A 21,826-nucleotide genomic window follows, 5' to 3' on the forward strand; every position below is an offset into this window, starting at 1 on the left:
TGCTGGCGGGTGTCTGAGACGAGCGATTCTGGCGAGAAGACCGTCGAGCAGGAGCCGACGGTCGCCGCCGACCTGTTCGGAGACCGCCTGGAGATCGCTCGGCGGTTTACGGACTCCCTCGCCCGTCAAGGGGAGGAGCGGGGCCTGATCGGACCGCTTGAGTTGCCCCGCTTGTGGACCCGTCACATCCTGAACAGCGCGATCGCCGCACCGCTCTTCCATGGTTCCGTGGCGGACATCGGGTCCGGTGCCGGACTGCCCGGTCTGGTGCTCGCCATCGCACGCCCCGACGTGTCTTGGACACTGGTGGAGCCTATGGAGCGTCGGATCACCTGGTTGACGGAGCAGGTAAACGACCTCGGGCTCTCCAACGTCACCGTTCTCCGGGCGCGTGCGGAGGACGTCCGTGCGAAGGGTGCCTTCGACGTCGTCACGGCTCGTGCGGTGAGCGCACTGCGTACCTTGATCCCGCTGACGGCTCCGCTGGTGCGCGATGGTGGTGAACTCGCCCTCTTGAAGGGCATGAACGCCGCCAATGAGATCGAGGCGGCGCGGAAGCAGATCGCGAAGTTCAAGCTCTCCGACGTTCGCGTCGAAGTTCTGGGTGAAGGACTGCTCCCGGAGACGACTCGGGTCGTCCGCGCCCGCGTACGCTGAGACGTGCACGTTTCACGTGAAACGCTCCGACCAAGGCTCGGTGCCGCCCTCGCGAGCGAAGCTCCTGGCTTCATCCTGAGGTGAACCGCGTGTCCGACCCTCTGAGTAGCGGCTAGGGCCGACGTGGAGCGCCCTTCCTCAGGGGGCGGTATAAGCCCCAGTCGGCGCCACGATGCTCCCCATCCTCGCTGCCGACGTGGTGGAACGGGGATGACAGGCCCGTGAGGTCCTCCTGGCTGTGCCTGACTCCGTCCGGACGTCTCGCTCACACGGGTGTTTCACGTGAAACGTGAGTCGTCGTCGGTATCCGGTAGTGGACGTGTCTTCGGCGGGAGGCTGTGCGCACGATCGATAGACAGGGGCCAGGACCGCTCACTCCCGCGAGCTGGGTGCACGGAGAAACGCGCTGAACGTTTGTTGACCTACGGGGCGAGCTAAGGGGTGGGGGAGCGGAGGGCCCTCTTGGGGCTGGGCGCGTCGGTCGCCGCGGCTTCGCCATGTCGCGCCTCCGAGCCTCCAACGCGGTTGTTTCACGTGAAACGGCGAGGCGACGACAAGAGGAGAAGTGGTCCCGGCGGTACACGGCCGCACGTGGGACTCGCCGTGACGGCGGTCGCGAGGCACGCTCTGCTTCGCGATCACCTCAGTACAACGGAGGTGAGAACCCTTTGCCTTATGGACAAGGCGCGGGACGCGTGTGCCTGAGGGCGCTGACCACGTTCCGTCAACCGCGGATGCAGGCGCTGACAGCAGCCCCGTCCGCCTGCGAGGTTGTCCCGGGCTTCTTTCGGTCGATGCGCGGGTGGTTGGAGTGCTGTCCGCACGGCGTTCCCGACTCTGGCGCAATGCGGTAGCTCTGTGTTGACACTGCTGTCGGCGGTCTGGACATGGGCGTCCCGCCGTCTGACGAGCTGGGCTGTCGAAACCCGGCGCGACCATCGCTGTGCAGTATCGCGAGAGCACGTGGTCGCGCCAGCTGAAACGCTGTGGCGGGTCGAGCTTCGAACATACGGGGAGCGATGCGGCGCGGGCGTTTCACGTGAAACGGTCTACCGCGTCGCGCCTGAGGTCGCGCACGCTGATTGTGCTCAGAGACGAGAGAGGAGGGGCATCGGGGCGCCGGGTACATGGTTGTTCGTTGCCACAGGCCAGCGCACTTCATGTATGCACTCCGGGCGAGAGCAGACAACACGAGAGATGACGTTGGGGAAGGGTGCCGGCCGGCTCAAAGGTCGACGCCCGGGGTGGGCCGTCCGCGGACCGTCCGCACGGCTACCGTAGGGAGTCGGCAGCTCTGATGCGGGTGGCGAAGGGGCCGCGAAGTACGTCCGGGTCCCCGGAACCGACTGGGTGCGCGCTGCTCCCATCAGAACCCACGGTGGAGCGCTTCACTCGGAGTGCAGCGGATGGGAGGAGATGTCCCGACGAAGGGAGCGCGACGGGAAGGGCCCGCCATCGAGCGCACAGAAGGGCGACTGATGAGAGAGCGGCCATCATCGCCGCGAATCAGAGTGCTCTCTGAGCCGGTGCGCGTGGCGGAGCCAGGCAACCGGTTCGCACTTGGTCGCACGTTTCACGTGAAACCAATGCCTCCCGGCTCCGACAGCCTGGTTACCGGCGCCCGTCTCTCAGGGGGAGGAGACGAGAGACCGCATCGCGGATGTAATCCGAGGTCGGTCGCTGCGATTAGAGTGGAACGCGGCCCCGAAAGGAGTGGATGTTTCACGTGAAACAGTCCGAGAAGGCACCATCGAACGAATCGTTCGGGATGGACACCCCGCTCGCGCGGGAAATCGCGGATCTCTCCGCCCGGCGCCGCGCGCTGGAAGGGGTCTCTGTCGAGTTCAGTGGCGACACCCGCATCCTGACGGTGTCGAATCAGAAGGGCGGCGTGGGTAAGACCACTAGCGCCGTGAACATCGCATCCGCGCTGGCGGGTCTGGGAGCGAAGGTCCTCGTCATCGACCTCGATCCGCAGGGGAACGCCTCCACTGCCCTCGGGGTGCCGCACAACGCCGACACCCCGAGTGTCTACGACGTCCTCATCGACGAGTTCCCCCTGGCGGAGATCGTTCAGCCCAGCCCCGAGAGTCCGAACCTCTTCTGTGCGCCGAGCACCATCCATCTCGCCGGCGCTGAGATCGAGCTCGTCGCGCAGGTCGCGCGGGAGCACCGCCTGCGCCGCGCTCTGGAGGACTACCTCGCAGACCATCCCGTGGACTTCGTCATCATCGACTGCCCTCCTTCCCTCGGGCTGCTCACGATCAACGCCTTCACCGCCGCGAACGAGGTGTTCATCCCGATCCAGTGCGAGTATTACGCTCTCGAGGGCCTGAGCCAGCTACTCGGTAGCATCCAGATGATCCAGAAGCACCTCAACCCGGGTCTGCATCTGTCGACGATCCTCCTCACGATGTTCGACGGACGGACGCGGCTGGCCCAGCAGGTGGCGGAAGAGGTGCGGTCCCACTTCCCCTCGCAGGTGCTGGACACCGTGATTCCGCGCTCCGTCCGTGTGTCGGAAGCCCCCAGTTTCGGCCAGACGGTCATCGCCTACGACGGTCAGTCCGCCGGGGCGATCGCGTACCGCGAGGCCGCCGTCGAGATCGCGTCGAGACAGACGCAGAGCAAGGAGAAATAATGGCGAAGCGCACTGGACTCGGCCGCGGCATCGGCGCCCTCATCCCGACAGCGGACCAGACCGAACGTCCCGTCGACGTGTTCTTCCCCGGCACGAAGATCGCACCGACCCCCGAGGCTCCCTCCACGAGCGCCGACGCCGCGCCCGCGCCCGAACTCGAGGCGGTTCCTGGGATCCATCTGATCCAGGTCGACCCGCAGGCGATCGTCCCCAACCCTCGCCAGCCACGCACGCACTTCAACCCGGAGGACCTCGCGGAGCTCGTCCACAGCGTCCGTGAGTTCGGCGTGCTGCAGCCGGTGGTCGTCCGGAAGAACAACGACGGCGAGTACGAGCTCATCATGGGGGAGCGGCGCACGCGTGCCGCTCGCGAGGCCGGACTCGAGGCGATCCCGGCCATCGTCCGCGACACGGCCGACGAGGATCTCCTGCGGGACGCGCTGCTGGAGAACCTCCACCGCTCGGAGCTGAATCCCCTCGAAGAGGCGTCGGCCTACCAGCAGCTCCTGGATGATTTCGGCATCACCCAGGAGGAGCTGGCCACGCGTATCGGTCGCTCCCGTCCGCAGATCAGCAACACCATCCGCCTGCTCAAGCTCCCGGTCCCGGTGCAGCAGCGGGTGGCCGCCGGCGTGCTGACCGCCGGGCACGCCCGCGCCATCCTCAGCGTGGAGTCTGCGGAGGCGATGCAGCGTCTCGCGGACAAGGTCGTCAATGAGGATCTGTCCGTTCGCGCGACGGAAGAAGCCGCCAAGGCGCAGCCGTCGGCAGGCAAGACCCCGAAGCCGACACCTGGTGCGCGTCGGGCGTACCTGGACGAGGTCGCCGGCAAGCTCGGCGACCGCCTCAACACCCGGGTCCGGATCTCACTGGGTGCGCGGAAAGGCCAGGTCACGATCGATTTCGCATCGATCCAGGACCTGAACCGCATTCTCGAGGAGCTCGGTGAAGAAGGGTACGGCTCCGCGCGGTGACCGCGCCCCTGGTCGGGGCTGGCATAGACTCGCGTCATCTTGACGATGCGAGGGGGATGTCATGTCCAGACCAGCTGATCCAGCGACCATCAAGCGTCGCGTGATCGCCGTCAGTATCGCGGCGGCCCTGGGTGGTTTCCTCTTCGGATTCGACACCGCGGTGATCAACGGCGCCGTCGACGCTCTGGCCGGAGACGTCTCCGGATTCGATCTCGGCACCGGCCTCAAGGGCTTCGCGGTGTCGTCGGCCTTGATCGGCTGCGCTGTGGGTGCCTGGTTCGCCGGGCCCGTCTCGAACAAGTTCGGCCGCATCCCGGTGATGGTGGCCGCCGCCGCCATGTTCTTCGTCTCGGCGATCGGCTCCGGCCTCGCCTTCAGCGTCGTCGACCTCATCATCTGGCGAGTCATCGGCGGCCTCGGCGTCGGTGCGGCGTCGGTGATCGCACCTGCATACATCGCAGAGGTGTCGCCGGCAGCGATTCGCGGCCGTCTCGGCTCGCTGCAACAGCTCGCGATCGTCCTCGGCATCTTCGCCGCGCTGTTGTCCGATGCCCTGCTGGCCGGCATCGCGGGGGAGGCGGACCAGCCGCTCTGGGGTCTGACCGCGTGGCGATGGATGTTCATGGTCGCGGCCATCCCCGCGCTCGTCTACGGACTGATGTCGCTCCGGCTGCCGGAATCCCCGCGCTACCTGGTGCGCAAGGGCGAGGTGAAGCGCGCTGCGGAAGTGCTCCAGACCGTCACGGGGACGATCGACACCGAGGCGAAGATCAAGGAGATCACGGGGACGATCGACACGGAGCGCTCCGAGTCGCTGCGGGATCTGCGGGGGAGCCGGCTGGGACTCAAGCCGATCGTCTGGGTCGGCATCCTGCTGTCGGTGTTCCAGCAGTTCGTCGGCATCAACGTCATCTTCTACTACTCCACGACGCTGTGGCAGTCGGTGGGCTTCGACGAGTCCAGCGCCCTCCTCACCTCCGTCATCACCTCTGTCACGAACATCGTCGTCACGATCGTCGCGATCCTCCTCGTCGACCGCATCGGGCGTCGGATCATGCTGCTCGTCGGCTCGGTCGGCATGACGGTGACTCTCGGGCTGATGGCGCTCGCCTTCTCGTTCGGCACGCTCGACGCCTCCGGAACCGCGACTCTCCCCGACCCCTGGGCCACCGTCGCCCTCATCTGCGCCAACGGCTTCGTCGTGTTCTTCGGTGCGAGCTGGGGTCCGCTGGTGTGGGTGCTCCTGGGCGAGATCTTCCCGAACTCGATCCGTGCCGGTGCCCTGGCCGTGGCCGCCGCGGCGCAGTGGGTGGCGAACTTCTTCATCTCGACGACGTTCCCCGCGTTCGCCGAGATCGGCCTCACGTTCGCCTACGGCTTCTACGCGTTCTTCGCGCTGCTGTCGTTCTTCTTCGTGTTCTTCAAGGTGCCGGAGACCAAGGGCCGCGAGCTCGAGGACATGAGCGAGGATGCGAAGGTGGAGCGCCGACCCCGTCGCGCACGCGCGTAGGCTGGAGGGATGACCGAGTCCGTCCCCCGTCGCGCCAGCCTGGAAGTGCTGCGCGCCGAGGCGTCGGACGAACTCGCTGTCCTCGTGCAGGAGCGCCTGCTCGGCGGCGAGGACCCCTGGGAGTTCATGGAGGAGCTGCCCAGCGTCGACGAGCTCGTCGTCTACCTGCTCCGCGCCGACAACATCGCGGCAAACGACGGTGTGCGTCCGAACGCCGCGCGACACTACCGCGTGCTGCGACAGATCGCCCTCGAGTACCCGGAACTCACACCGGCCGTGTGGGGGCTCCTGGACGAGAAGCAGCGCCATCGTCGCTGGGATCCCCGCATCGCGGACGCCTCCTGACGACCGATGCTCCTCGTGCCTTCTGACCCGTCCTGGCCGCTGCGGTTCGAGGAGTTCGCGACAAGGATCCGCGCCGCCGGGGAGGACGGGTGGATCATCGAGCACATCGGCTCGACCGCGATTCCCGGGATGAGCGCGAAACCGATCATCGACCTCGCGGTGCGCGTGGAGACGCGGGAGCGGCTCGACGCTCGTCTGCCCGAGCTGGAGGCCGCCGGAGGTGCGTCGGATATGAGCAGGTCAAGCACGACGCTGCGCGGGCGGCAGCGGACGGGGTGTCCTCCTGCAACGCGGGAAAGACCGCCGTCATCCAGGAGATCGTGAACAGCGCCCGGGCCGCGCGCGGTCTCGAGCCCGTGGACGTGTACGACAAGCGCTGACCAGTACGGGCGGCCCGGAGGATGCGACAAGGGCCGCACCCGGAGGTGCGGCCCTTCTCGCGGTCGTGGGGGATCAGCCGAGGAAAGCGGCCAGATCCTGCTCGAGGGCGAACTTCGGCTTGGCGCCGATGATCGTCGTCTTGACCTCTCCGCCCTGGAAGACCTTCATCGCCGGGATCGACGTGATCTGGTACTTCATGGCCAGCTCCGGGTTCTCGTCCACGTTGAGCTTGAGGATGGTGATCTTGTCGGGGTTGTCGGACTGGATCTCGTCCAGCACCGGCGCGACCATACGACACGGACCGCACCACTCGGCCCAGAAGTCCACCAGCACGGGACCATCGGCCTGCAGCACGTCCTGCTCCCAGGTCGCCTGGCTCGTTGCCTTTGCACTCATCAGAGTTCTCCTTGTTCGAGGTTCGCCTGTTGCAACAACGGGCGAGGGGAAAGTGTTCCCGGCCGTGGTCAGGCCGTGATGACCTCGGCCGCCTCGGCCGCGGGGACCTCGACGGAGGAGTCCTCCAGGTCGGCGAGGAAGTGCTCGGCGTCGAGGGCCGCGATCGTGCCCGTTCCGGCGGCGGTGATGGCCTGGCGGTAGGTGGGGTCGATCACGTCGCCGGCGGCGAAGACACCGGGAACCGACGTGCGCGAGGAGCGACCGTCGACCCAGATCGTCCCCTCGGGCGTGAGCTCGAGCTTCTCGTGGACGAGGTGGGTTCGCGGGTCGTTGCCGATGGCGATGAACAGGCCGTCGAGGGGCAGGTCGCGCAGCGAGCCGTCCTCGGTGGAACGCAGCTGCACGCCCGAGACGGCGTTGTCGCCGAGGATCTCCACGACCTCGCTGTTCCACACGAACTCGATCTTCTCGTTCGCGAAGGCGCGCTCCTGCATGATCTTCGAGGCCCGCAGGGTGTCCTTGCGGTGGATGACGTACACCTTGTCCGCGAAGCGCGTGAGGAAGGTGGCCTCCTCCATCGCCGAGTCACCGCCGCCGACGACCGCGATGGTCTTCTGACGGAAGAAGAAGCCGTCGCAGGTGGCGCACCAGGAGACGCCGAAGCCGGAGAGACGCTCCTCGCCCTCGATGCCGAGCTTGCGGTAGGCGGAACCCGTCGCGTAGATGATGGTCTTCGCCTCGTGGGTCGCGCCCGAACCGAGGGTGACCTTCTTGACGGGGCCGGCGACGTCGAGCTCGGTGACGTCGTCGTAGAGCACCTCGGTGCCGAACTTCTCGGCCTGCTCCTGGAACTTCGCCATGAGCTCGGGGCCCTGGATGCCCTCCGGGAAGCCGGGGTAGTTCTCCACCTCGGTCGTGTTCATGAGCTCTCCGCCGACCTCGACGGAGCTCGCGATGAGCAGCGGCTCCAGGTTCGCGCGCGCCGCGTAGATGGCAGCCGTGAATCCGGCGGGGCCGGAGCCGATGATGATGACCTGACGCATGTGATCTCCGTTAGAAAGGCGGTGCCGTCGAAAGACGTCCGACTGTTTCAACCCATGGTAACCGCGGGGCATTCCCGCGTCAGCGGCCGGGCAGGAAGCGGCGGACGAGCCCGCCGGCGGCCTTCAGCTCCGGGGCGCGGAAGACCGCGAGGATCGCGACGTACACGAGCACGACGACGAGGCCGATGACGGCCGTCGCCAGGGTGCCGGGAATGACTCCGGACGTCGCCCATCCCGTCGTCCCGCCGAGGAGGAGGAACGTGCCCCAGCCGGCGAGACCGGCCGGGATCGCGGCGATCGCGAAGAGCGCCAGGGCACGCATCCACGAGAGGACGCCCAGCCCACCGATCTTGCGGTGCAGCAGCCAGGTCGCCACGATCGTCTGCAGCGTGCTGGCGATCGACTGGCCCAGAGCCACGGCGGCAGCCAGCTGAGACAGGGCGATGATCTCCGCGGACAGGAGCCCCGCCGCGCCCAGTGCGGTCACGACGATCAACGTGCACTGGAAGATCGTGAACCAGAAGGGGGTGCGGGTGTCGTCGTAAGCGTAGAAGGTCCGCTGGACGATGAACAGGATCGTGAGCGGGATGAGGCTGATCAGATAGCAGAGGAGGACGATGGCGGCTCCCTCGGCATCCGAAGGGCTCTCGGTGAAGACACGCGATGCGGGGATCGCCGCGGCCGCGACCGCGGCGACGGCGGCGACGATGAAGAACAGTAGCGTGCGGATGCTGCGCGAGATGTCTCCGCGGACCTCGTCGTCGCGACCTGCGGCCGCGTGCTCGCTGATCTGCGTGAAGTACGGGGTCCCGATCGACAGCACGATGACCGAGTACGGCAGCATGAAGATGAGCCAGGCGTTGGCCGTCACGGCGAGCGACGCCCCCGACTCCGACGCGTTGCTGACGATGTTCCCCTGGAGCACACCCGCGGACAGCGAGGCCAGGGCCATCAGGAAGGTCCACCCCGCGAGTTTGCCCACGTTGCCGAGGCCGACGCCCCGCCAGTGGAAGTCGGGACGCAGGGACAGCCCGGTCCGCCTCCAGAACAGCAGCAGGATGAGCGCCTGCACGGCGATGCCGAGGGTCGCCGTGCCGCCGAGCATCGCGATCATCTCCGGCGTCCAGTCGGCGGAGTTCCGGGAGACCGGGGAGAAGGCCCATCCCAGGATCAGGAACCCGATGATGGAGACGATGTTGTTGACGACGGGCGCCCAGGTGAAGGGACCGAAGATCCGCCGCGCGTTCAGGGCTTCGCCCAGCAGGGCGTACAGACCATAGAACAGGATCTGCGGGAGACACCAGTACGCGAGCGCGGTCGCGAGCGCCTGGGTGGTCGAGGACAGGCCCCCGGCGACGATCTGCACGAGCCACGGGGCGGCGATCGTGGCGATCGCCGTAACAGCCACCAGCACGACCGTGCCGAGGGTGAAGAGCTTCGAGATGAAGGCATTGCCCCCGTCGGCGTCTGCGGTGGCCTTGACGATCTGCGGCACGATGACCGCGGTGAGGATGCCGACGGAGATGAGGGAGAAGACGCTGTTCGGGAGAGTGTTCGCCGCGGCGAACGCGTCGGCGGGCCCCGAGTTGAACGACCCGATCACCGCCACGAGGACGATGCTGCGCAGCAGCCCGGTCACGCGCGACACCATGGTGCCGGCGCCGATGATGGCGCTGGCACGCCCGAGACTACTCACGCGACTCCTTCGTCGGCGGGGCATCCGGACCGTCGTGGTGCTCCTGCACGGCCGCCTCCGCCTCCTTCTCCTCGATCAGTTCCTCGACGGCGGCCTCGACGGCCTGCTCCTCGATCGCCTCTCGGCGCTTCCGACGCACGGTGCGCACCACCCCGAGAGCGATGAGGAGCACGGCGAGTCCGCCGAAGACGACGAGGCCGATGGTCTCCCACTCCGCGCGCACCGCGACGCGGATGGTCTGCTCGGACTGGATCGGCACCCCGGTCGGGCTGGTGAGGCTGAGGCGCAGATCGAGCTCGCCGCTGCCGACTCGGGCCGACACCGGCACCTTCGCCCTCGTGGTTGAGTTCGCCTGCACGGCGACGTCGATCACGGGCGTCACCTCGAGGCGCGGATCGGTGGGGGCGGCGTACAGCCGCACCGTCACCGGCCACGGGAGGTCGTTGCGCACGGCGATGGGGAGGTCGGCGTTGGCCGTGAGGAGCTGGATGGTGCTGGAGTCGGGGATGCTGACGGCACCGAGCGTCTCGGTGGTGCGGGCACGATGGGCCGCGACCTTCTCGGCGAAGGCTTCCGCGGACGATCCGACCGCGATGGTCCGCAGGACCCGGATCCGCTCGGGGCTGAGCAGCACGAGGGGGTCGCTGAGGACGGTGGCGAAGGCTGTGAGTGAGCGCTCGTCGGCGAGGAGATTGGTGAGGTCGGACGCCCGGGTCGCTGCGGCCGTCTCGGGAAGCGTCACCGAGGCGGCGGGAGCCGCCCGCACCGTCGAGAGCTCGAAGCCGATCGAGTCGGCTGCCGAGATCGCGTCGCGGAGGGCATCCGCGGAGCGGTTCTCGTCGCGCTCCAGGCCGATGAGGATCGGAGCGCCGGGGGCCCGGGCGCCGGCGAGGAAGAGCCGCGCGGCGGCTTCCGCCAACAGCCCCTGGCGGGGAACCGAGGCGGATTCGGTCGCCGCAGCAGACAACGCGGCCGACGTGGCGGCATCGATGACGAGCAGGTCCTGACCGCCCGCTGTCGCATGGGCCGCACTCTGATCGCCGACGGTCTCGGACGACACGATGGTCGTGGCGGGGCGGCCCAGATAGCCGGTGAACGCCGCGAGGTCGGCCTCCGTGAGGTCGCTCTCCGGCCAGACGATCCCCGGGATCGCGCCGTCGATCTCCGTGAGCTCCTCGTCGGTGGGAAGAGCCGGTCCGTCGGTCGGCGTCGGCGACGGTTCTGCAGTGGTGCCGGGAGTGCTCGTCGGTGTCACGGCTCGCTGCTGGGGGAACGCGGCGGGATCGAGCAGCGAGGTCAGCGGCAGCGGTGCCAGCGCCTCGGGCAGACCGGCCTGCGCTTGCACCGTGAGGTCGGCATCGCCGAACTGCAGGGCGAAACGGGCGTTGGGGAGTTCGTCGAGCCGCTGCAGCCAGTCAGTCGCCGCTGAGGGGGCGGCGGTGCCCAGCGCGCGGATCGACGTGAGGATGGCAGGGTCGACCGCGAGCACCGCCGTCGTCCCGGCCACGCCGTCGAGCTGCGCGGTGAGGTCGCCGTCCGGGGCGGTCAACTCCGCGAGCTCCTCGGCGCTCAGGAGGGCACCGCCCGCCGGCGTGGCGGTGATGGGCACGATGACCCCGACCGGGCTTGTGGGGCCGGAGGTGACGACGAGGACGCTCGTCGCGGTGGTGTCCCAGGTCGTGGTGCGCTGTCCCTCACCATCCTTCGTGCCGGCGTCGCTCAGGGCAGCCCGCAGCGGGTACACCCCGGGTTTCAACGGCTTCAAGGTCTCCTGCGGCACGAACACGGTGGTGCCGGCGGCTCCGCCCGCCTCCGTCGGCTTCGTGGTCTCCTCTCCGAGGGAGAGGAAGGAACCCGCGGCCTGGCCCTCGTCCAACCATTCGGTGACGGCGTCGTCGTCGGTCAGTGGCGTGCTGCCGAGCTCGATCTCGACGCGACCCGCGGAGAGCTCCGCCTCGGTGCGGTTGTCGATCGTGACCACGGCCGACGTCGACGTCCCGGGGGCGACGGTCCCGCGCAGGCCCGCCGTGACATGCAGTTCCACCCGTTGATCGTCGTCGGCGGCCGGCTGGTCGGCCGCCACAGCGGGACCGGCGACGCCGACGACGCAGACGCCGGCGGCGACCACGAACGCCGCGAGCCGGCGCACGCGCGCGCGGAGGCCCGTCTCGGGAGTGATCGCGGTCATGAAGGTCTTCCTCGAACGCCCGGGAGAGGCGGATCGTGAGTACTGACTCTGCGATTCTAGGAGGCCGGACAGAGGAGAACCCTGAAGACGCGTAGAGTGACGGCCGTGTCCGACACCCCCGCCCCCCGCCCCGACCCGCTCCGCAGCGCCGCGCTCGCCGCGGATCTGGACGACGCCGACCTCCGCTCCGAGCCCCTGCGTCGCCTCTGGGGAGAGGAGGCGGACGATGCCCTGGGCCGTGGCCTGCGGGAGCCCATCCTGCGGGCGATCGCCGGGGACGAGGGCGTGCTCGCGACCCTCGGGCGGCTCCTGGTGCTCGGGCTTCCGCAGCCCCGAGCGGCGGTGGAGCGTGCCCTGCCCACCCTCGGCGTGGCCGGTCTGGAGGCGCTGGGCCTGGCGACGATCGACGCCGACTCCGTGACTCCGATCGCGCTGCTGCGCCCGCAGTCGTTCGTCGACGAGGACGGCGTCGGGGAGTGGTGGATCGCGAGCGATCTCGACGAGGTCGCCCTCGACGGCCCGCTGCCCGCCGATCACGTGCTCGGTGTGGGCGGCGCCTCCCGCACGCTCGCCGAGACGGTCGTGCCGCTCGCGGTGGACCGTGCGCTCGACCTCGGCACGGGCTGCGGCATCCAGGCGCTCCTCGTCGCTCGGCGCGCCGGCCGGGTCGTCGCCACCGATGTCTCTCGCCGCGCCCTCGCCTACGCCGCGTTGAACGCGCAGCTCAACGGGGTCACGAACATCGAGTTCCGTCACGGGAGCATGTTCGAGCCGGTCGCCGGGGAGGCGTTCGACCTCATCGTCTCGAACCCGCCGTTCGTGATCACGCCCCGCACGGAGGGGGTGCCCGCCTACGAGTATCGCGACGGCGGACTCGTCGGAGACGCGCTGGTCGAGCAGTTCGTGCGCACGGCACCGGCCCACCTCACCCCCGGCGGCATCGCCCAGCTTCTCGGCAACTGGGAGTCCCGCACGGGGATCACGGGCCTCGCCCGGCTGGACGCGTGGGTGCCCGCGGACCTCGATCTGTGGGTGGTGGAGCGGGAGGAGCTGTCGCCCCTCGCGTACGCGGAGCTGTGGATCAGGGACGGCGGCATCACACCGCGCGATGCCGCGTTCACTCCGCTGCTGACCGCGTGGCTCGACGACTTCGCCGCGCGGGGCGTGACCGCGATCGGCTTCGGCTACGTGCTGCTCCGCCGCGGGCAGGGGGAGCCGCTGCGGCGGTCGGAGCGGATCTCGCAGCCCGTGGCGAACGTGGGGGCGGCGCTCGGCCTCGGCCTCACGGCCCACGATGCGCTCGCCGACGGACTGCCCGACACGCTCGTCGTGGCCCCCGACGTCACGGAGGCGCGTCACCTGCTCCCCGGCAACGACGACCCGAGCGTGATCGAGCTGCGTCAGGGCGGCGGGTTCGCGCGGACGGTCGCGGTGGACCCGGCGCTGGCCGGGTTCGTCGGCGCCTGCGACGGGGAACTCCAGGTGCTGCAGATCGCCCCCGCTCTCGCCGACCTCTTCGAGGTGCCCTTCGCGCAGCTCTGGGCGGAGCTCGAGCCGCGCATCCGAGGACTCGTGCTCGACGGCTTCCTCCTCCCGGGGGAATAGTCGCGGCTTCCATGCGTTCGAATACACCATGAAGGCTTTCGGATTCCTCTCGTTCGGTCACTACGCCGACGTGCCCGGCTCGGCCACCCGCACTGCGGGCGACATGCTGAAGCAGACCATCGAGATCGCGGAGGGCGCCGACGAGCTCGGCGTCAACGGCGCCTACGTGCGGGTGCACCACTGGGCTCGCCAGGCGGCGTCCCCGATGCCGCTGCTGACGGCCATGGCCGCGCGCACCGAGCGGATCGAGGTCGGGACCGGCGTGATCGACATGCGCTACGAGAACCCGTTCCAGTTCGCGGAGGAGGCGGCCGCGCTCGACCTCATCGCGGACGGGCGCATCGCGCTCGGCGTGAGCCGTGGGTCACCCGAGACGGCGCTGCGCGGCTACGAGACCTTCGGTTTCCGCGACGAGGAGGACCCGGAGCGCGGCAGCGTGCTCGCGCGGGAGAAGTTCGAGATCTTCCTGCGGGCCATCGACGGCGAGCGACTCGCCCCCGGCGACCCCCGGATGGTGGGCGCGGGACAATACCTCGCGATCGAGCCGCAGTCGCCCACGCTGCGTGATCACATCTGGTGGGGCTCGGGTTCGCGCGCCACGGCCGAGGAGACCGGACGCCAGGGGCTCAACATGATGAGCTCGACGCTCGTGACCGAGGCCACGGGGCAGCCGTTCCACGAGCTGCAGCGCGAGCAGATCGAGCTGTTCCGCTCCGCCTACCGTGACGCCGGCCACACCGGGTCGCCGCGGGTGTCGGTCAGCCGCAGTGTGTTCCCGCTCGTGTCGGACATGGACCGCGCCTACTTCGGGCTGCGCAGCGAGGAGAACGCCGACCAGATCGGCATCATCGACGGGTTCCGCTCCACGTTCGGCAAGACCTACGCCGCGGAGCCCGATGTGCTCATCGAGCAGCTCCGAAAGGACGAGGCCGTCATGGCCGCCGACACCCTCATGCTGACGATCCCGAACCAGCTCGGGCCGGAGTACAATCTCCACGTGCTCGAGGCGTTCGCGGAGCACGTGGCGCCGGCCCTCGGCTGGAAGCCCAACACGGAGGGTCCGGTCCAGGGCGACCCCGTGGCCTGATCCGGCACGGCGGTCCGGCTCTTGACAGCGGCCGCGCGACGACCGACGCTGGGGACGGCGCGCCGACTGGCGCCCGTCCCTACTGCTTCGGAGGCACCATGACCCGCGTGCGCGTCGACCTCAACATCACCCTCGACGGCTTCGCCACGACGACCGACCAGACGCCGGAGAACCCCTTTGGCGAGGACTGGGGACGCCTCACCGCGGCCTACACGGCGACCCGCACCTTCCAGGAGCGCGTCTTCCACGACACGAGCGGTGCGGGCACCACCGGGGTGGACGAGAAGTACGCGGCGCAGTACTTCCAAGGCATCGGCGCCGAGATCATGGGGGCCGGGATGTTCGGGCTCCACGCGAACCCGGACGACCCGGAGTGGCGCGGCTGGTGGGGCGAGGAGCCGCCGTTCGAGGTGCCGGTGTTCGTCCTCACCCACACGCCGCGACCGCCGATCGAGTTCGCGAACGGCACGAGCTTCCGCTTCCTCTCCGCGACCCCGGAGGAGGCGCTGCGGGAAGCCGTGGCCGTGGCCGGAGGGCGTGACGTGCGCGTCGGCGGCGGGGCGACGACGGTCCGCGAGTTCCTGCGCGCCGGGCTCGTCGACGACCTGCACGTGGGCATCACCCCCATCCTCACCGGCAGCGGCATCCGGCTCTGGGACGACCTGCGGGGCCTCGAGGCCGGCTATCGCGTGACGTCCGAGGTCGCGGAGTCCGGGGTGACTCACATCACGTTCTCCCGCGCGGACTGAGGCTCCGGCGCGCGGTCGCAGAGTTGCACCGGGGTCGCGGGAACTCCCGGAAACCCTGCGACCTCGTGCGGAAATGCGATCTCAGAGCGGAGGGCCGAACAGCTCCTCGCCGTGCTCGTGGAGGATCCGGTACGCGTCGGCGAAGGTCTCCGGTTCCTTCTCGCCCGGCGCGCCGTACCGGGCGAGAAGGAGCCCGAGGAGGCCGCGGGCGGGAGGAGTGAGCGGCTTGAGGTGATCCGCCTCGTTCGGCTGCGGGGTGCCGCCCTCGGGGTTCGGCGGGGTGTACGCGGGCGTGGTCACGGGCCAGTCGGCCGGGTGCCGCGGCTTGTCGAGGTTCACGACGTTGAGCAGCGTGTTGGCCGACTGATCGCGGTCGTTCAGCGGCTCCAGGCCGTGCAGGCGCGACAGCGTGGCCGTGACCGATCCGTGGTGCATCTCGTCGTGGATGATCGTGCCGCGCCGCGTGTACGCCGACACCGCGATCGCCGGGACACGACAGCCGAGCCGGTCGAACGTGAAGCCCATCTCCCCGGCGCCGGTGTCCTTCGTGGGTTTCGTGGCTGCGGGTGGCGGCACGTGGTCGTAACAGCCCCCGTGCTCGTCGAACGTGATGAGCAGCAGCGTGTTCACGGCGTTCGAGCCACCGGGCGTCGCGCTCGTGCGCACGGCCTCGTAGACGTCGTGGATGAGCCGATCGCCCGCCCGCACATCGGAGATGGCGCTGTCGTACACAGGCTCGCCGTCGACCACGCTCGCCCGCGGCTTCCCGAACGGCGGATGGAAGTCGTTGTGGTCGTAGACCATTCGCGGCTCGATGAATGCGTACGCCGGGAGGGTGCCGTTCTTCGCGTCGGCGTAGAAATCCTCCATCGTGCCGAAATGATCCGTGCGCCAGTACTTCTCCAGCACCGCCGCATGCAGCATCCCCGTGAACGAGACGAGCTGGAGTTCGTCGATGTAGATCCGCCAGCTCACCTTCCGGTCTTCCAGGCGGTTGAACACGGTCGGCGCGGCTGGGGCGTCGAGCCACTTCCGGTAGCCGCCGCCGGCCTGGTTCGTCACGAAGCCGTGCGAGGTCGACGCATGGAAGAAGGAGCGGTTGCAGAAGGTTTGGGAGGGCACCCCGGCGTACCAGTGGTCGAACACGGCGAACTCGGCGGCGAGGGTCGAGAGCACCGGGAGCATCTCCGGGGAGAACGAGCCCATGATGTGCCGCGCCTCGTCCAGGCCCGGCTCCTTCCCGTCCCGCAGCCGGCGGAAGTTGATGATGTAGTCCTTGAGGAAGCCGGACATCGTCGCCTTCTCGCCATGGGTGGGGGCGTTGAAGGGCGTGGTCATCTGGTCGACGAACAGGTCGGCGTTGGTCTTCGGGTCGACGGTGCCGAAGATCTGCGTGTTGACGTGCGGGTACTCCTCACCCGGGTCCGGATCGGGGAGGCTCATGATGCGGTCGGTGTCGCCCCGGTAGACGTGCGCCTCCACGACCGTGCCGTCCGGGGCGGTGTTGCTGTACGAGCCGAAGTCGAGCCCCTCGAACGTCTCGCCCTGCGGCACATTCTGCTTCGTGTAGAGGTAGCCGAGGAGGTTGTCGAACGAACGGTTCTCGCCCATCACGACGACGAGGTGGTCGAAGCCCGGCTCGCTGCGCGGAGTGAGGGCGGCGAAGGGATCCGGATCGTCGGCGAAGCCGTCCCGTCCCCCGGCGACGGAGGCCCCGATCGCCGCCCCTCCCGCTCCTCCGATCACCGCTCCCGCCAGGGCTGCGCCGCCCGCGGCGAGGAATCCGCGCCGGGAGGGGTCGCGGGGAGGGGCGTCGGAGGGGCTGTCGGCGTCGACCATGCCGCGATCCTACGACCGTCCCCTCCGAAATCGTCCCGTTCTGGGTTCGCGATCTCGGGTGAGTGCGTCGATCCAGATGTCGGCGTAGTCGTTGGCGCCGCTCTGGATGCCGGTCACACGCGGGGTCGGCGACGTTCCCACGGAGACCGTCGGTGTCGGATCGGACGCGGTCTCGACCTGGACGCACGCTGTCAGTGCCATAGCGAGGAAGATGACGGCGCCGGTGAGAGCGGAGGCGCGGCGGAGAGACCGGTGCATGACGCGAGCCTAGAGCGAGGATGCCTGGCCGTGCACGACTTCGGAGATTCGTATCGACGCGCCGGGGCCGCCCCTCCGGGTGCGGGGTGTCGGCCGAGAACTCCGAAGTCGTGCACGCGAGGGACGGCACGGGCGCCGCCGAGAGACCGGCGGCGCCCGTGGAGGGAGGGAACCGGTTACGCGGCTTCCGTCGTCTCGACCTCCGCGGTCGCACGGCGGCGACGCAGGGCGAACAGGCCGAGGCCGGCGGCGAGCAGCACGATGGCCCCGATGACGAACGGCATGCTGTCGGCGCCCGTCGTCGCGAGGTCGCCGTCGGTTGCGCCACCCGAGCCGTTCTCGCCGGGGACGACCGCTCCGCCACCGGCCGCCGAGGTGACGGTGAGGGAGGCCGTCACCTCGGTGCCGTCGGGGAGGATCACGGCGAGCGTGTGCGTTCCCGCCGGAGTTCCGGCGGGAATGGTGACAATGCGCGAGAACGTGCCGTCGGCCGCGACCGTGACCGTGCCGAGGGACACCGGGTCGGATCGCAGCTCGAGGGCGACCTCGGCGCCGGCCGCGAAGCCGCCGCCCGACACCGCGAGAGTGCCCCCGGCCACGACCGAGGATGCGCCGAGCTCCACCGTCGCCGGCTTCTCGGGCTCCGGCTCCTCCGTGACCGGCGGGGTGACGCCGGCCTCGGTGACCCACTTCTCGCCGGCGTCCGACTTCGTCACGGTGAACGTGTCGTACACGGCACCGACGGGGAGGTCCGTCGTGGCGTCCGGCTGCTTCTCGGCCAGATACGACCGGTAGACGAGCTGGTTCTTTGAGACGTCGATCACCTGGTACGTCGTCACGCCCTGACCGCGCAGCACCTGGGTGGCGCCGTTGTTGGTCCAGACGTTCTTCTCGGCGGTCTCCAGGTCGTAGTGCTTCGCGCCGGAGTTGGAGACCACGTAGACCGGTCCCGTGGTGAGGCCGGGGGTCTCGGTCGCATCCGTGTTCACGTAGCCGCGGGCGTACGTGTGGTCGTGGCCCATGAGCACGAGGTCGATGTCGTTGCGCTGGAACACCGGCAGCCACTCGGCGCGGAGCACCGGCTCGTCACGACCGGCCGAGGCCGAGAAGACCGGCTGGTGGAAGGTGACGACGTTCCACTTCGACGGGCTGTTCTGCAGCAGCAGGTCGAGCCAGGCGGCCTGGAAGCGCGTCCACAGGGTGGCGATCTGCGACGACGGGCACTCCGCCCCCGTGCAGGACGGGAGCCCGGCCGGGGTGAGGAAGGTCGTGTCGCGGGTCGCGTTCAGGGTGATGAAACGGACGCCTTGGTAGTCGGTGTAGTACGCGGTCTCGGCGGCGAACGAGCTCCAGTGATCGAAGAACGCGCGGTATTGCTGCGCGACGGCGGAGTCGCCCTTCGCGAGGTTCGCCAGCTCGCCGATGGAGCTCGTCGACGGGTTGTTGTGCGGGTACTCGAATGCGGCCTTCCAGGCCGTGAGCAGCTTGTCGCCGGAATACTCGTGGTTGCCCGGAGCGGCCATCACGTTGGTGCGGACGGCCGAGTCCTTCATGCCCTTGAACCAGTTGACCCACTCGTTCTCGTTGCTGGAGGTGTTGATCAGGTCGCCGGCGTGCACGGAGCCGATCGACCGGGGAGCCTGCGCCTCGGCCTGCTTCACGACGCTCGGCCATGTGGTGTCGAGACCGATCTGGGCATCGCCGTAGTAGATGAACTGGAAGTCGCTCGCCTTCGGGTCGGCGGTGCGGAACTCGTACCAGTCGCTCCAGCTCCCGGGGAGGCCCACCCGGTAGCGGTAGGCGGTCGCGGGGGTGAGGTCGGTGACCGTGGCCGAGAAGTGCTTGTTCGGGTTGCCGTTCACCACTCCGGCGTCGTAGGCATCGACCGTGCGGGTGTCCCCGCCGGACGCGAGGCCGATCTCGACCTGGCCGACCGTGTGCGACGCGTCGCCGGCGAGCCAGGAGAACGACTGCGACACCTCCGGCTTCTCGGTCGGGGTGAGGATGACGCGAGTCGGCGGGGCGACGACGGGGGTGCCAGGATCGGAGGCCTTCACGAGGGTGAGCGACGACATGTCGAAGTAGATGTCGGAGCTCGACGCGCGGTCCTGGAACAGCGACACGGCGATCGTGTTCGTGCCGTCGCGGAGCAGGTCGCCCTCGGCGCTGAACGTGCTGGTCAGCGGGTCGCCGTTGGAGTCGCCGGCGTACTCGACGTTGGTGGTGTCGGTGATCCGGCCGTCGACGTAGCGGGCCACTTCTTCGCCGTTGATCCACACGATGAGCGCGTCGTCGAAGGTGACGGTGCTCTGCAGGACGGCGACCTGCTCGGCGACGCCGGCCTCCAACTCGAATGTCGTACGGAAGAAGTAGGTCGGGACCGTCGGGGCCGCCGAGCCGTCGAGGTAGTGGTTGAGGAGCGTCTTCGGGGTGTGCGGCCCGACGGGGGCGAGCGTACCGCTCTTGGCCCCGAAGCTCCCGGGCGCGGTCTTCCACGCGCTGTCGTCGTAGGCGGGCAGGGTCCAGTCGCGCAGCGCGGCTGGGGCCGGTGACGGGTCGGAGCCGTCGTCGAGATAGTGCCAGGGCGTGTCGCCGGTGACGAGCGATCCAGTCGGCACTTCGGGGTCGGGCGCGGCGAGGGCCGCGGGGGCGACGACGGCGCCGCCGAGCACGGCGAGCAGCGCGACGGACGTCAGTCCGCGACGCCGCCACCGCACCGCAGGGGTGGGGGAGGTCATGTCTGTCCTTCGTGGGTGGGTGTCCGTGCTCAGCCGCACGGGGCGTCCCCAGCCCAGCGGAGGCGGATGACGGAGGTCTGACATCGAGGCGACCGGGAGGTGAACGGGGGTGCGGGCGGGCACAGCTTCGGAGATCGCCCGAGACACGCCGGGGGTATCGGCTCGGAGCCGGCGCGTCGGCCGGAGGCTCCGAAGTCGTGCCCGGTCCGGGAGGGGTGGAAAGCGGGCCGGTACGCTGGAACCCATGCTCAACATGGCCGACGGCCTCGCGCGTCTCGGCGCGCTCGCCGAGAATCCCGTCGTCCGCACCCTCGCGGAGGCCTTCGACGAAGCCGGTTTCGAGCTGGCCGTCGTGGGCGGTCCGGTGCGCGATGCCCTGCTCGGCCGCGAGACGCACGACCTCGACTTCACGACGAGTGCCTCGCCGGACGAGATCCTCGCGATCGTGAAGCCGGTGGCATCCGCGCACTGGGACATCGGTCGGGCCTTCGGGACCATCGGCGCCCGGGTGCGCGGCGAGCAGGTCGAGATCACGACCTATCGCGCCGACAGCTACGACGGCGTGACGCGGAAGCCGACGGTGGAGTTCGGCGACTCGATCGACGGCGACCTCGTCCGCCGCGACTTCACGGTCAACGCAATGGCCCTCCAGGTGCCCGCGGTGAAGCTCGTCGATCCGACCGGCGGTGTCGAGGACCTCGTGGCGGGGGTGTTGCGGACACCGACCGATCCCCGGGTGTCGTTCGGCGACGACCCGCTCCGGATGCTGCGCGCCGCCCGGTTCAGCGCGCAGCTCGGCTTCACCGTGGCGGAGGACACGGAGCGGGCGATCACCGAGCTCCGCGAGACCCTGAGGATCGTGAGCCCGGAGCGCGTGCAGTCCGAGCTCGTACGCCTCATGCAGACCGACGACCCCGTCCGTGGCATCCGGGTGCTGGTGGAGACCGGACTCATCGACGAGTTCCTCCCCGAGGTCAGCGCGCTCAAGCTCGAGGTCGACGAGCACCACCACCACAAGGACGTCTACGAGCACTCCCTCACGGTGCTCAGCCAGGCCATCGCGCTGGAGCAGGCCAGGAACCCCGGAGCCGGGCCGGACGTGCCGCTGCGGATCGCGGCTCTGCTGCACGACATCGGAAAGCCCCGCACGCGCAAGCTCGAGCCTGGCGGCGCGGTGACCTTCCACCACCACGACGTCGTCGGCGCCCGGATGGCCCGCAAGCGGCTGCAGGCCCTGCGCTTCGACACGGCGACAACGGATGCCGTCTCCACCCTCATCGAGCTGCATCTGCGCTTCTTCGGCTATGCGGAGGGGGCATGGACGGATGCCGCCGTGCGCCGCTACGTCCGCGATGCCGGGGACCTGCTGGAGCGGCTGCACATCCTCACGCGTGCCGACGTCACCACGAGGAACAAGCGCAAGGCCGCTCGGCTCGCCGCCGCCTACGACGACATCGAGTCCCGGATCGCGGCTCTTCGCGAGCAGGAGGAGCTCGACGCAATCCGTCCGGAGCTCGACGGCAACCGCATCCAGGAGGTGCTCGGCATCTCTCCGGGCCGGGAGGTCGGCGAGGCGTACAGGTTCCTCCTCGATCTGCGCCTCGATGAGGGCGTGGTGGGCGAGGACGTCGCGGAGCAGCGCCTCCGGGAGTGGTGGGCTTCGCGCGGCTGACTCCTGCCGACCCACCCCCTTGCGTGCCTCCCGGCCCCTTCCGACCG

Annotated in this window: 16 protein-coding genes; 10 read left to right on the forward strand and 6 right to left on the reverse strand. The window is 69.3% G+C overall.

What is annotated here, in order from left to right; genetic code table 11:
• Positions 1 to 9 precede the first annotated feature (9 nt).
• The 6 genes from rsmG to BK819_RS16430 all read left to right on the forward strand — a co-directional run bounded on the left by rsmG (position 10) and on the right by BK819_RS16430 (position 6,451).
• Entirely contained in the window at positions 10 to 657 is a 648-nt protein-coding gene (rsmG, locus tag BK819_RS14595) for a 16S rRNA (guanine(527)-N(7))-methyltransferase RsmG (RefSeq protein WP_071329771.1), read from the forward strand.
• A 1,717-nt stretch (positions 658 to 2,374) separates the two neighbouring features.
• Positions 2,375 to 3,298 carry a ParA family protein gene (locus BK819_RS14600; protein ID WP_071329772.1) on the forward strand — a complete coding sequence of 308 codons (924 nt, stop codon included), beginning with the start codon at positions 2,375 to 2,377 and terminating at the stop codon, positions 3,296 to 3,298.
• Entirely contained in the window at positions 3,298 to 4,272 is a 975-nt protein-coding gene (locus tag BK819_RS14605; protein WP_071329773.1) for a ParB/RepB/Spo0J family partition protein, read from the forward strand. The genes BK819_RS14600 and BK819_RS14605 overlap by 1 nt, the downstream gene beginning before the upstream one ends.
• Before the next feature lie 61 nt (positions 4,273 to 4,333).
• Positions 4,334 to 5,782, forward strand: coding sequence for a sugar porter family MFS transporter (locus tag BK819_RS14610; protein ID WP_218138570.1), 1,449 nt, complete (start codon positions 4,334 to 4,336; stop codon positions 5,780 to 5,782).
• Between the two features lie 9 nt (positions 5,783 to 5,791).
• Positions 5,792 to 6,127 (forward strand): hypothetical protein, encoded by a 336-nt coding sequence (locus tag BK819_RS14615; protein ID WP_025102860.1) that lies wholly within the window; start codon positions 5,792 to 5,794, stop codon positions 6,125 to 6,127.
• Positions 6,128 to 6,133: 6 nt separating this feature from the next.
• Positions 6,134 to 6,451 (forward strand): GrpB family protein, encoded by a 318-nt coding sequence (locus tag BK819_RS16430; RefSeq protein WP_083391820.1) that lies wholly within the window; start codon positions 6,134 to 6,136, stop codon positions 6,449 to 6,451.
• 129 nt (positions 6,452 to 6,580) lie between these two features.
• Here BK819_RS16430 and trxA read toward each other — a convergent pair whose 3' ends face one another.
• From trxA to BK819_RS14635, 4 genes are all read right to left on the reverse strand, one after another.
• Positions 6,581 to 6,904 carry a thioredoxin gene (gene trxA, locus BK819_RS14620; RefSeq protein ID WP_025102859.1) on the reverse strand — a complete coding sequence of 108 codons (324 nt, stop codon included), beginning with the start codon at positions 6,902 to 6,904 and terminating at the stop codon, positions 6,581 to 6,583.
• A gap of 68 nt (positions 6,905 to 6,972) precedes the next feature.
• Entirely contained in the window at positions 6,973 to 7,947 is a 975-nt protein-coding gene (gene trxB / locus BK819_RS14625) for a thioredoxin-disulfide reductase (protein WP_025102858.1), read from the reverse strand.
• A 79-nt stretch (positions 7,948 to 8,026) separates the two neighbouring features.
• On the reverse strand, positions 8,027 to 9,643 hold the full coding sequence (gene murJ / locus BK819_RS14630) for a murein biosynthesis integral membrane protein MurJ (protein ID WP_071329775.1): 1,617 nt from the start codon (positions 9,641 to 9,643) through the stop codon (positions 8,027 to 8,029).
• Complete coding sequence (locus tag BK819_RS14635; protein ID WP_071329776.1) at positions 9,636 to 11,831, reverse strand: DUF6049 family protein; 2,196 nt, start codon at positions 11,829 to 11,831, stop codon at positions 9,636 to 9,638. Before BK819_RS14635 ends, murJ begins: the two co-directional genes overlap by 8 nt.
• 96 nt (positions 11,832 to 11,927) lie before the next feature.
• Here BK819_RS14635 and BK819_RS14640 point away from each other — a divergent pair, with 96 nt between their 5' ends.
• The 3 genes from BK819_RS14640 to BK819_RS14650 all read left to right on the forward strand — a co-directional run bounded on the left by BK819_RS14640 (position 11,928) and on the right by BK819_RS14650 (position 15,272).
• Positions 11,928 to 13,436: a methyltransferase gene (locus BK819_RS14640; RefSeq protein ID WP_143049323.1), complete on the forward strand. Its 1,509-nt coding sequence runs from the start codon at positions 11,928 to 11,930 to the stop codon at positions 13,434 to 13,436.
• A 28-nt stretch (positions 13,437 to 13,464) separates the two neighbouring features.
• Positions 13,465 to 14,523, forward strand: coding sequence for an LLM class flavin-dependent oxidoreductase (locus tag BK819_RS14645; protein ID WP_071329777.1), 1,059 nt, complete (start codon positions 13,465 to 13,467; stop codon positions 14,521 to 14,523).
• A 98-nt stretch (positions 14,524 to 14,621) separates the two neighbouring features.
• Positions 14,622 to 15,272: a dihydrofolate reductase family protein gene (locus BK819_RS14650; protein ID WP_071329778.1), complete on the forward strand. Its 651-nt coding sequence runs from the start codon at positions 14,622 to 14,624 to the stop codon at positions 15,270 to 15,272.
• Positions 15,273 to 15,353: 81 nt separating this feature from the next.
• On the opposite strand, the gene BK819_RS14655 is transcribed toward BK819_RS14650, so the two are convergent.
• Together BK819_RS14655 and BK819_RS14665 are read right to left on the reverse strand one after the other, a co-directional pair.
• Complete coding sequence (locus BK819_RS14655; RefSeq protein ID WP_071329779.1) at positions 15,354 to 17,111, reverse strand: alkaline phosphatase family protein; 1,758 nt, start codon at positions 17,109 to 17,111, stop codon at positions 15,354 to 15,356.
• Between the two features lie 434 nt (positions 17,112 to 17,545).
• Complete coding sequence (locus BK819_RS14665; protein WP_071329781.1) at positions 17,546 to 20,107, reverse strand: metallophosphoesterase family protein; 2,562 nt, start codon at positions 20,105 to 20,107, stop codon at positions 17,546 to 17,548.
• 244 nt (positions 20,108 to 20,351) lie between these two features.
• Between BK819_RS14665 and BK819_RS14670 the strand changes: the two genes are divergently transcribed.
• Positions 20,352 to 21,779, forward strand: coding sequence for a CCA tRNA nucleotidyltransferase (locus BK819_RS14670; protein WP_071329782.1), 1,428 nt, complete (start codon positions 20,352 to 20,354; stop codon positions 21,777 to 21,779).
• Positions 21,780 to 21,826 lie beyond the last annotated feature (47 nt).

The organism is Microbacterium sp. LCT-H2 (assembly GCF_001866135.1).
Lineage (GTDB): Bacteria > Actinomycetota > Actinomycetes > Actinomycetales > Microbacteriaceae > Microbacterium.